11 protein-coding genes are annotated in these 10,200 nt (G+C 60.3%); 7 read left to right on the plus strand and 4 right to left on the minus strand.

Features of this window, described 5'->3' with window-relative positions; genetic code table 11:
- Positions 1-34: 34 nt before the first annotated feature.
- The 3 genes from ABD013_RS14535 to slmA are packed head-to-tail and all read left to right on the plus strand — an operon-like array spanning position 35 to position 2,971.
- The gene (locus ABD013_RS14535; protein ID WP_343807370.1) at positions 35-1,423 is read left to right on the plus strand and encodes a phosphomannomutase/phosphoglucomutase; all 1,389 of its coding nucleotides are present in this window, start codon (positions 35-37) and stop codon (positions 1,421-1,423) included.
- A 28-nt stretch (positions 1,424-1,451) separates the two neighbouring features.
- Positions 1,452-2,369, plus strand: a complete 918-nt coding sequence (gene argB / locus ABD013_RS14540; protein WP_343807373.1) for an acetylglutamate kinase — start codon at positions 1,452-1,454, stop codon at positions 2,367-2,369.
- Positions 2,366-2,971 carry a nucleoid occlusion factor SlmA gene (gene slmA, locus ABD013_RS14545; RefSeq protein WP_343807376.1) on the plus strand — a complete coding sequence of 202 codons (606 nt, stop codon included), beginning with the start codon at positions 2,366-2,368 and terminating at the stop codon, positions 2,969-2,971. Before argB ends, slmA begins: the two co-directional genes overlap by 4 nt.
- A gap of 51 nt (positions 2,972-3,022) precedes the next feature.
- Here the strand turns inward: slmA and ABD013_RS14550 are convergent, their stop codons facing one another.
- Genes ABD013_RS14550 through gpmI form a run of 3 tightly spaced genes read right to left on the minus strand, consistent with a single transcriptional unit; the run spans position 3,023 to position 7,042 of the window.
- On the minus strand, positions 3,023-4,315 hold the full coding sequence (locus ABD013_RS14550; protein ID WP_343807438.1) for a S41 family peptidase: 1,293 nt from the start codon (positions 4,313-4,315) through the stop codon (positions 3,023-3,025).
- 22 nt (positions 4,316-4,337) lie between these two features.
- On the minus strand, positions 4,338-5,480 hold the full coding sequence (locus tag ABD013_RS14555) for a murein hydrolase activator EnvC family protein (RefSeq protein ID WP_343807379.1): 1,143 nt from the start codon (positions 5,478-5,480) through the stop codon (positions 4,338-4,340).
- 11 nt (positions 5,481-5,491) lie between these two features.
- A complete protein-coding gene (gene gpmI, locus ABD013_RS14560) occupies positions 5,492-7,042 on the minus strand; it encodes a 2,3-bisphosphoglycerate-independent phosphoglycerate mutase (protein ID WP_343807382.1) in 1,551 nt (516 codons plus the stop codon).
- Between the two features lie 168 nt (positions 7,043-7,210).
- Here gpmI and ABD013_RS14565 point away from each other — a divergent pair, with 168 nt between their 5' ends.
- The 3 genes from ABD013_RS14565 to secB are packed head-to-tail and all read left to right on the plus strand — an operon-like array spanning position 7,211 to position 8,385.
- On the plus strand, positions 7,211-7,624 hold the full coding sequence (locus ABD013_RS14565) for a rhodanese-like domain-containing protein (protein WP_343807385.1): 414 nt from the start codon (positions 7,211-7,213) through the stop codon (positions 7,622-7,624).
- A 5-nt stretch (positions 7,625-7,629) separates the two neighbouring features.
- Entirely contained in the window at positions 7,630-7,893 is a 264-nt protein-coding gene (grxC, locus tag ABD013_RS14570; RefSeq protein ID WP_343807388.1) for a glutaredoxin 3, read from the plus strand.
- Between the two features lie 24 nt (positions 7,894-7,917).
- Entirely contained in the window at positions 7,918-8,385 is a 468-nt protein-coding gene (gene secB, locus ABD013_RS14575; RefSeq protein WP_343807390.1) for a protein-export chaperone SecB, read from the plus strand.
- A 21-nt stretch (positions 8,386-8,406) separates the two neighbouring features.
- Here the strand turns inward: secB and ABD013_RS14580 are convergent, their stop codons facing one another.
- The gene (locus tag ABD013_RS14580; protein WP_343807392.1) at positions 8,407-9,057 is read right to left on the minus strand and encodes a tRNA-uridine aminocarboxypropyltransferase; all 651 of its coding nucleotides are present in this window, start codon (positions 9,055-9,057) and stop codon (positions 8,407-8,409) included.
- A gap of 85 nt (positions 9,058-9,142) precedes the next feature.
- Here ABD013_RS14580 and ABD013_RS14585 point away from each other — a divergent pair, with 85 nt between their 5' ends.
- Positions 9,143-9,964 carry an HDOD domain-containing protein gene (locus ABD013_RS14585; protein ID WP_343807395.1) on the plus strand — a complete coding sequence of 274 codons (822 nt, stop codon included), beginning with the start codon at positions 9,143-9,145 and terminating at the stop codon, positions 9,962-9,964.
- Positions 9,965-10,200: the final 236 nt, after the last annotated feature.

Genomic DNA, 10,200 nt, shown 5'->3' on the forward strand with positions numbered 1-10,200 from the left:
TGTGAATACTCACTGACGACAGGAAAGCCTCCACATGCCTTATCCGCTTGAGCAGTTCGACCGTGAAATATTCCGTGCCTATGATATCCGCGGCATTGTCGGTCAATCTCTGACCGATGCCATCGTGTACCATATCGGCCGTGCTTTCGCGGCCGAGGCCATCAGCCGTAACATCACCGAAGTCGTGGTCGCCGCCGATGGCCGCCTGTCCGGGCCACAGCTGAAAGAGATTCTGATCAGCGGACTGACCGACAGTGGCTGCACCGTGCAGGATATCGGTTATGTGCCGACACCGACCCTCTATTTTGCCGCTCACCAGCATGCCGACCAGACCGGCATCATGATCACCGGCAGTCATAACCCGTCCGACTACAACGGCTTCAAAATGATGCTGGGCGGCGAAACCCTGTCCGGTGACCAGATCCAGGCACTGGCCGACCGCATCCAGGCCGCCGACTACGTCGACGGAGCGGGCAGCACCGAGATTCAGGAGGTGGATCAGGCCTATCTGCAGCGCATTCTGGGCGATATCCAGCTCAAGCGTGGCATGAAAGTGGTGGTGGATTGCGGTAACGGCATCCCCGGCAAGCTGGCCCCGGCCCTGATCGAGCAGCTTGGTTGCGAAGTCATTCCGCTGTTCTGCGACGTGGATGGGACCTTCCCCAATCACCACCCGGACCCGGGCAAGCTGAAGAATCTGCAGGACGCCATCGCCGCCGTAGCCGAACACCAGGCCGACCTGGGTCTGGCCTTTGACGGCGATGGCGACCGCGTCGGCGTGATCACCCCGACCGGCCACGTCATCTACCCCGACCGGGTCATGATGCTGTTCGCCGAGGACGTGCTCAGCCGCAACCCGGGCGCCGAGATTCTGTTCGACGTCAAATGCTCCCGTCTGCTGCCCCGGGTGATCGAACAGGCCGGCGGCAAGGCCACCATGTGGAAAACCGGCCATTCACTGATCAAGCGTCAGATGAAGGCCTGCGGCGCCCTGCTGGCCGGCGAGATGAGCGGCCACATCTTCTTCAAGGAGCGCTGGTACGGCTTCGACGACGGCCTGTACAGCGCGGCGCGCCTGCTGGAGATCCTGTCCGGTCGTGACGAGGACGCCGATGCGATCTTCGCCGCCTACCCGGAAGATATCAGCACGCCGGAGATCAATATCGAAGTGCGTGAAGACAACAAGTTCGCTCTGGTCGAAGCCCTGCAGCAGGCCGAGTTCCCGGGCGGTAATGTCAGCCATATCGACGGCGTACGCGTCGACTATGCTGATGGCTGGGGCCTGATGCGCGCCTCCAACACCACCCCGGTGCTGGTACTGCGCTTCGAAGCCGAAAACGCCGCTGCCCTTAACCGAATCAAGACCGAGTTCCAGGCCCGACTGAGCGCCATCGATAGTGCGCTTGTGATCCCCGACGCCTGAACCCGATGTGACCCAGCAAGGAGAGATTATGCCTCTGTCCCGTAAGCAAGCGATGTCGACCGCAGATGTCCTGTCGGTGGCCATGCCCTATATCCAGCGTTTTGTCGGCAAGACCATCGTCATCAAGTATGGCGGTAACGCCATGATCGACGAGAAACTCAAGGAAAGTTTCGCCCGCGATATCGTGATGATGAAGCTGATCGGCATTAACCCGATCGTGGTTCACGGTGGTGGCCCGCAGATCGGCAGCCTGCTGGAGCAGCTGAAGATCGAATCCCATTTCATCAACGGCATGCGTGTAACCGATTCCAAGACCATGGACGTGGTCGAGATGGTGCTCGGCGGCATGGTCAACAAGGAGATCGTCGGTCTGATCAACACCGCCGGCGGCAAGGCGATCGGCCTGACCGGCAAGGACGGCGAGCTGCTGCGCGCCCGCAAGCTCAAGGTCAAGCACAAGACACCAGAGATGGAAGCGCCGGAGATCATTGATATTGGCCACGTGGGCGAGGTTGAGAGCGTCAACGTCCAGGTCCTGGAGATGCTGGTCAACTCCGACTTCATCCCGGTGATCGCGCCGATCGGCGTCGGTGAAGACGGCCACGCCTACAACATCAACGCCGACCTGGTCGCTGGCAAGGTTGCTGAAGTGCTCAAGGCCGAAAAGCTGATGCTGCTGACCAACATCTCTGGCCTGCTCGACAAGGACGGCAACGTGTTGACCGGCCTGACCACCGAGCAGGTCGACGCCCTGATCGAAGACGGCACCATCTATGGCGGCATGCTGCCGAAGATCGACTGTGCCCTGAGCGCCGTGAAGAGCGGTGTCAGCAGTGCACACATCATCGATGGCCGCGTCGAGCACGCCTGCATGCTGGAAATCTTCACCGATGAAGGTGTGGGTACCCTGATCACCAACACCAGCGACCAGACCTCGGCGGCATGACAGACAAGGCACAGAAGATATCCCGCCGCGAGCAGATCCTGCAGGCGCTGGCACAGATGCTGGAGAGCAACCCGGGGCAGCGGATCACCACCGCTGCTCTGGCGCGCGAAGTCGGCGTATCCGAGGCGGCCCTCTACCGCCACTTTCCCAGCAAGGCACGGATGTTCGAGGGCCTGATCGGCTTTATCGAGGAAACCCTGTTTTCTCGCATCAAACTGATCATCGGCTCTGAAATCTCAGCGACCCGCCAGTGCGAGCAGATGCTGACGCTGCTGCTGGCGTTCGTGGAGAAGAACCCGGGGATGGCCCGTATCCTCACCGGTGATGCCCTCGCCGGCGAAACCGAACGCCTGCGCGTCCGGGTTAACCAGTTATTTGAGCGCCTGGAAACCCAGCTCAAGCAGGTGATGCGGGAAGCTGAACTGCGTGAAGGCCTGCGCACCGCAATTCCGGCCGGCTCCGCCGCCAACCTGATGCTGGCTTCCACCGAGGGGCGGATCCGTCAGTTCGTCCGTTCGGAGTTCAAACGTCGGCCGACCGAAAACTGGCTGGAGCAATGGAACTGCCTGGCCGCTGGGCTGTTCAGGCCGCTGCCGGCCTGAGCGGGCTGCTGACATGAATTGACAAGGGGGCTCAGAGCCCCCTTTTTCGTATCAGCTGTTTGACGGTGTACGCTGCAGAATCTGCATCGCCTTGAGCAGGTTCAGTGCTTCGTAGAGCTGGAAGTCACGGGATGACAGGCCGTTATCCAAACTTTCCATATCACCACCGTCACCATTGGCGTTTTCCAGGTGGCCCGCCAGGTCACGTTCCTTGATCCGTCCAACGCCGTTAATCCGCGTCAGACGCGCATCATCGACCCGCAGATCCGGCAGGATACCCTGCGCCTGAATGGAGCGGCCGCCCGGGGTGTAGTAGCGTGCCGTGGTCAGTTTGATCGCCCGGTCCTCGCCCAGTGGCAACACGGTCTGCACCGACCCCTTGCCGAAGCTGTCGGTGCCCATGATCACCGCCCGCTGGTGATCCTGCAGCGCACCGGCCACGATCTCTGAGGCCGAGGCACTGCCGCCGTTGATCAGCACCACCAGCGGGGTTGCCGGCGCCGCCGTCTCTTCACTGGCATTAAAGCGCAACTCGGAATTGGGCAGTCGGCCTTCGGTGTAGACGATCAGGCCCTCATCGAGGAAGGCGTTACTCACCTCCACCGCGGCCTGAAGCACGCCACCGGGGTTGTTGCGCAGGTCGAGTACCAGGCCTTTCAGCTCGTCTTTTTGCTGCATTTCACGAATCGCGTCGACCAGATCCTCGCCGGTATGCGCCTGGAACTGGGAAATCCTCAGGTAGCCGTAGCCGGGTTCCAGCAGCTCGTGGCGAACACTGGCGACCTTGATCACGTCACGAACGATCTCCAGCTCCAGTGGCTGGTCGCGCCCCTCGCGCATGATGGTCAGCCGGATCGGCGTCCCCACTTCGCCACGCATCATGTCGATCGCTTCGTTCAGGTCCATGCCCTGTACCGGCGTCTCGTCGAGCTTGATGATCAGGTCACCGGCGCGGACGCCTGCCCGCTGCGCCGGGGTATCATCGATCGGTGCGATCACCCGGATGAAGCCGTCCTCAAGCCCCACCTCGATGCCCAGACCACCGAACTCGCCGCTGGTATGGATCTGCAGGCTTTCGAAGGCTTCCGCCTCCAGATAGGCTGAATGCGGGTCGAGGCCGGTCAGCATGCCACGGATCGCATCCTCGAGCAGTTGGCGGTCATCCACCGGCTCGACATAGGCCTGCTTGATACGATCGAACACATCGGCAAACATGCGCAGCTCGGTCAGGGGCAAAGCTTTGCGTTCGTTCTCCGCCGTCTCTTCGGCCAAAGCCGGAACCGCCAGGCTCAGGGTGCAGCCCAGAAAGGCGGCGGCGAGAGGTGTGCGACTGAAAAGCTTCATCATCGGGTTCCCTGCAGGTAAGTTAGCGCCGTTTAAGCCAGGCGATCGGGTCAATCGAGCGTCCCTGATATCGGATAGCGAAATAGAGTCCAGGTTCCGTGCTGCCACCACTGCTACCGGCCAGCGCCAGGCTTTCACCCGTTCCGACCCACTCGCCAGGCTCGCGCAGCAGGCTTTCGTTATGGCCGTAGAGTGACAGATAGCCATTGCCATGGTCCAGAATAAGCACCAGACCATAGCCCCGCAACCAGTCAGCGAACACCACCCGGCCATGGTGCACCGCTTTCACCGTTGTGCCCGTATTCGCTGCAATCAGCATCCCTTCATAGGATACATTCTCGACCCGGCTGCCAAAGGAGCGCTTGACCCGCCCGGCTACCGGCCAATCCATCTTGCCCTTGCGCTGACTGAACTTGAGGCCATCCTGCTTCAGCCGGATCTGTTCCAGCGAGCGCCGGATCTCCTTCAATACCGCTTCCAGCTCGGCCTGGTTTGCCTTCAGGCGCCCCAACTGCCGGCTGTCCTGCTGATGCGCCTGGCGCAGGGTTGCCAGCGTACGCGCCTGGCCTTCACGCGCTTCTGCCAACGCCTTCTGCTGTTGCTGCAGGCGCGTCCGGGTAGCCAGCAGCTCGCCGTCGGTGGCAGAAATCGCACTTTGAGTCAGGGTCAGCTGCTGCAGCTGACCACGATAGGCTTCCAGCTCATTGCTCAGACGGGCCGTCAGGCTGTCGTAGTAATGCAGCATCCGCGACAGCTGCAGCGGATCCTGTTGTGATAATAGCAGTTCGATCCCCGGCTGGCGGCCAAGCTTGTACTGTTCCCGCAGCAGGTCACGGATCAGCGCTTCCTGCTGCTGCAACTGGGCCGCGAGCCGGGCCTCGTCATCACCGAGGCTGCCGCGTTTGGTCTGCAATTGCTGCTGGCGACCATCAAGCTGGCGCAGCTCCGCGGTTACCGCGCCGATCCGCTTGTCGAAACTGCGCAGCTCGGCTTCCGCCTTGGCCAGCACCTGCTTGCGCTTGGCCAGCCGGGCCTGCAGCGAGCTGATCTGCTGCTTGACCTGCTTCAGCTGCTGCTCGGTTTTGGCCGGATCCTGCGCCGCCTGCACACCCAGGCCACAGAGGCTCAGGCACAGCAGGAGCAGCAGTCGGGGGCAGGTGCGCACTTCGGGCGGTCTCAGGCCAGTTGAGCCAGAGAGTGACCGGTCATCTCGGCCGGTGCGTCCAGTCCCATCAGGGCCAGCAGGGTCGGCGCCAGGTCACAGAGAGCGCCATCGACCAGTTGCAGCTGCTCGGTGCGGGGACCGGCATAGATCAGGGCCACCGGCCAGGTGGTATGAGCAGTATGCGGCTGACCACTATTAGGATCACGCATCAGCTCCACGTTGCCGTGGTCGGCAGTGATCAGGGCCTCACCCTGAACATCCGCCAGCGCCGCCAGTACCTGGGTCAGGCTCTGGTCGACGGTTTCCACCGCCTTGACCGCGGCATCGAAGTTGCCGGTATGGCCCACCATGTCACCGTTGGCGAAGTTGCACACGATGAGGTCGTACTTGCCACTGCGGATCGCTTCGCACAGTTTTTCGGTCACTTCAGGCGCGCTCATCTCCGGCTGGAGATCATAGGTTGCCACCTGTGGCGAGGGCACCAGAATACGGTTCTCGCCCGGGTAGACCGCTTCCTGGCCACCGTTGAAGAAGAAGGTCACATGGGCATACTTCTCGGTCTCGGAGATGCGCAGCTGGGTCTTGCCCAGGCCGGACAGATATTCACCCAGATCATTGCTGATCTGCTGCGGCGGGAAAGCGACCGGGGCCGGGATGTCAGCGGCATATTCGGTCAGCATGACGTAGCCGCTCAGCGCCGGGCGGGCCTGACGGGCAAAACCGTCGAAGTCGTCCTCGACGAAGCAGCGGGTAATTTCACGGGCGCGGTCGGGACGGAAGTTGGCACAGATCAGCGCATCACCATCCTGCACGGTGGTCACCGGCTGGCCCTGGGCGTCGGTGATCACGGTCGCCGCCACAAACTCATCATTCTCATCACGGGCATAGGCGTCGGCCAGTGCCTGCACTGCAGATGTAGCCTGTTGCGCTGCCTGTCCCAGGGTCATGGCGTTGTAGGCCTGCTCGACACGGTCCCAGCGGTTGTCCCTGTCCATGGCGTAGTAGCGGCCGACAACGGTTGCAACGGCACCGGTACCCAAGCGCTCGAAGGTTGCTTCAGCCGCCTGAAGCGACGGCTCGGCAGAACGCGGCGGCATGTCACGGCCATCCAGAATCGCGTGCAGATAGACCTCTTTGGCGCCACGTTTCACCGCCATCTCCAACAGCGCGAAGATATGCTCCTCATGGCTGTGCACACCACCCGGTGACAGCAGGCCCAGTACATGCACGGCACGCCCGGCTTCGATCGCCCTGTCCATGGCAGTACACAGGGCGGCATTGTCGAAGAAGTCACCATCGGCGATCGACTTGGAGATCCGGGTGAAATTCTGGTACACGGTACGACCGGCCCCGATATTCATGTGCCCCACTTCGGAGTTGCCCATCTGGCCATCGGGCAAGCCGACCGCCATGCCGGAGGTCTGGATCCTTGAGTTGGGGTTCTGCGACAGCAGGCGGTCCCAGGTCGGGGTGTTGGCTGCTTCGATTGCTGAAGAGGGCGTGGACTCCACGCCGAAGCCGTCAAGAATAATCAGGGCCTTGGTTGCGCGTGCTTCTGTCATGGTGGGCTACGTCTGTCCGGTCGATTAAAAAACAGGCAGCCATTTTACTGCCTTGCGGCCGGATTAGCTAACCGCCGGCGTCCAGCTTTTCAGCCCATGCCCTTATCGCTGTCACAGTGGCATTGTATACTTGCTGACTTTCTATCCGTCCCTTTGACCGGAATGACTATGGAACGCCTGATCGAATTCGCAACACAGCATTACTATCTGGTCGGTGCCTGGGTACTGACACTTCTCATTCTGCTGGCCACCGAAAAGCGCAAGGCCGGCAAGTCGGTCACCCCGGCTGAGGCCACCCGTCTGATCAACAAGGAGTCCGGCGTCGTGCTGGATATCCGCACCCGCAAGGAATGGGATACCGGCCGTATCACCAGCGCTCATCATATCCCGCTGGCCGATCTGGACCGCCGCCTCAGCGAACTGGATAAATTCAAGGACAAGCCGGTGATTGTGGTCTGCAACCTCGGTCAGGCAGCAGGTACCGCCGCCAAGAAACTCAAAGCCGCCGGCTTCCAGCAGGTTGTCCGCCTCAGCGGCGGCATGACCGAATGGAAAGGCCAGAACATGCCGATCATCAAGTGAGTACCATGACTGACATAACGATCTATCTGACCCGCTGGTGCCCCTTCTGTACCCGTGCCGTCGCACTGCTGGACAGCAAGCAGGTCGAGTACACAGCCATTGATGTGGACGCCGACCCGGCCCTGCGCCAGGAGATGATGCAGCGCAGCAACCGGCGTACCGTCCCGCAGATATTCATCGGCCAGACCCATGTGGGTGGGTGTGATGAGCTGTACGCTCTGGAACGTCAGGGACAGCTCGACCCTCTGCTCGCGGCTGAACCAACATAACAAGACCGATACAAGGATTCTCAGATGTCTGAAGCAAACGCAAACCAGCCACAATTCGCCCTGCAGCGTGTCTACATCAAGGATGCGTCGCTGGAAACTCCGGCAGGCGCCAAGGCCTTCACCCAGCCCTGGCAGCCGGAGATCAATCTAGAAATGAACACCCGCACCAATGCGCTGGACGAAAACCACCACGAGGTCGTACTGACGCTGACCGTTACCGCCAAGAATGCAGGCGAAACGGCTTTCCTGGTGGAAGTGCAGCAGGCAGCGATCTTCATGATCGCCGGCATTGAAGGTGCCGAACTGCACCACACTCTGGGTGCCTTCTGCCCCAACCTGCTGTTCCCGTACGCGCGTGAAGCGGTCGACAACTTTGTCACCAAGGCCAGCTTCCCTCCGCTGATGCTGGCGCCGGTCAATTTCGACGCCCTCTATGCTCAGCAGATGCAGCAGCGTGCCGAAGAGCAGCCGGCAGCCGAAGAGACCCATTAAGGGTTCCGGGCCTGCGGGAGTTTATTCAGGCTCCCGTTTGGCCCAACGCCTGCGTGTGGCGATATAACTGCTGTTAAAACGCTCGAAATACCCTTCCAAATGATCGGCAGCCGCCTGATCACCGACCTGCTCCAGCAGGGCTACTGCAACCTCCGCCGTACACAGATGATGGTCGATGGTTGAACGTCGCAGCTTATAGCGACTCAAACGTTGTGTCTGTGGTTCAATCACCGGCAGGTGCTGCAGATAACGGCTGTGGCGGAACATGCGACGCGCCTGCCGCCAGGTGCCATCCAGGATGATGAACACGGGAATCCGGCCACCCTCCCCCACCCGCTCGACCATACGCGCCTGATAATCCTCTCCCGCCGGAAACACCAGGCAGGGGGCATAGCGCTCATCATCCAACGCCGCCAAGAGTTCAGCAGAGGGCTCAGTACGTGACCACTCGAAGACGCGGCTGTTTTCGACCGAGTCCAGAATCAGGCGGCCGGTATTGGTTGGCTTGTACAACTCATAGCGGTGCGTCAGCAGCCAGAACTGGCACTTCGCCGGGACGGTGTATCGCCATTCACAGATGCACACTTCCTGCGGCAAACGGCAGCCATCACACCGCAGAACACCTGAACCACGCGCAACAAAGGGTTTCCGAGGAGGGTTTTCAACTTTCACGATACAACCTGCTGAATCTGAAACAGCTCGGCACTATACTGGGCGATGTCCAGCCAAACAAGGAACGCTCACAAGCTATTGAATCATGCCCAAATCCTTTAGTTCTTTGATTCCACCACAACCCGAGATCCTTATGCAGCTGGCCCAGCAATGCCGGCAGGAAGATCCGGACATCGCCTGTATTGCCGAATTGATCATGCGGGATGTTGCCATCTACTCCGCCATCCTGAAAGAGATCAACAGTCCCTACTATGGCCTGTCCAGTCATATCACATCCATTCCACACGCCATCGGCCTGCTCGGTATCGAGCGTATATTCAACCAGGTGCGCTTGATCATCCTGCGTAATACCCTGAGCAAGACTGGCCGTATGGAACGCTTCTGGGACACGGCACAGGACGTATCCCGACTGTCGACGGTCCTGGTCGACAAGCTTGGCGTGAACATCAATCGTGATGTGCTTTACACTCTGGGTATGCTGCATGACTGCGGCCTGCCGCTGATGGTGCAGGCCTTCGATGATTATCGTGACTTTCTGAAAGGCATTCAGGGCTATGACTGTTCGGCACTACAACAGCAGGAAGCTCAGCGCTTCGGGTTTTCTCATTACCAGATCGGTGCCCGCATGGCCGAACGCTGGCACCTGCCGGAATCAATTGCCGAGTGCATCCGCCTTCAGCCGGAGCTGATTGATGTACTCGAGGATCGTGTTGAAGCCGACGAACAGAGCCGGCACCTGCTGGCAGTACTGACCCTGGCCCAGGATATCAGTGCCGAGTACCGCTACTACTGGCGAATCAATCCCAACGACACCAATCCACGCGTCGAAGCAGCCCTTTCGTTCCTCGCTGTCCCCGAGTACGACTACCTCAGCCTTAAAGAGACATTGATCGAAACGATGGCATAAAAAGCTTCTCACCAGTTCGGGTAACCCACGACTCTCCCTGAGGTCGCCACAGTCTCCACTCTCGATATAACCTTACTCAGCCGGGGATACACCTCGGTTAGGCTATTATGGACGCCATAACGCAAAAACCCCGGCCTCATCGAGACCGGGGTTTTCACTTAATTAAATGCTTGGCGATGACCTACTCTCACATGGGGAAGCCCCACACTACCATCGGCGATGACGCGTTTCACTGC

This window comes from Marinobacterium maritimum (assembly GCF_039523155.1).
Taxonomy (GTDB): Bacteria; Pseudomonadota; Gammaproteobacteria; order Pseudomonadales; family Balneatricaceae; genus Marinobacterium; species Marinobacterium maritimum.

Bases quoted from the DNA above. Each gene is read 5' to 3' on its own strand.
- ABD013_RS14550 (WP_343807438.1), bottom strand. From the start codon at position 4,315: ATGAAGCTTTTCAGTCGCACACCTCTCGCCGCCGCCTTTCTGGGCTGC.
- ABD013_RS14585 (WP_343807395.1), top strand. From the start codon at position 9,143: ATGCCCAAATCCTTTAGTTCTTTGATTCCACCACAACCCGAGATCCTT.
- ABD013_RS14565 (WP_343807385.1), top strand. From the start codon at position 7,211: ATGGAACGCCTGATCGAATTCGCAACACAGCATTACTATCTGGTCGGT.
- ABD013_RS14535 (WP_343807370.1), top strand. From the start codon at position 35: ATGCCTTATCCGCTTGAGCAGTTCGACCGTGAAATATTCCGTGCCTAT.
- secB (WP_343807390.1), top strand. From the start codon at position 7,918: ATGTCTGAAGCAAACGCAAACCAGCCACAATTCGCCCTGCAGCGTGTC.
- grxC (WP_343807388.1), top strand. From the start codon at position 7,630: ATGACTGACATAACGATCTATCTGACCCGCTGGTGCCCCTTCTGTACC.
- argB (WP_343807373.1), top strand. From the start codon at position 1,452: ATGCCTCTGTCCCGTAAGCAAGCGATGTCGACCGCAGATGTCCTGTCG.
- slmA (WP_343807376.1), top strand. From the start codon at position 2,366: ATGACAGACAAGGCACAGAAGATATCCCGCCGCGAGCAGATCCTGCAG.
- gpmI (WP_343807382.1), bottom strand. From the start codon at position 7,042: ATGACAGAAGCACGCGCAACCAAGGCCCTGATTATTCTTGACGGCTTC.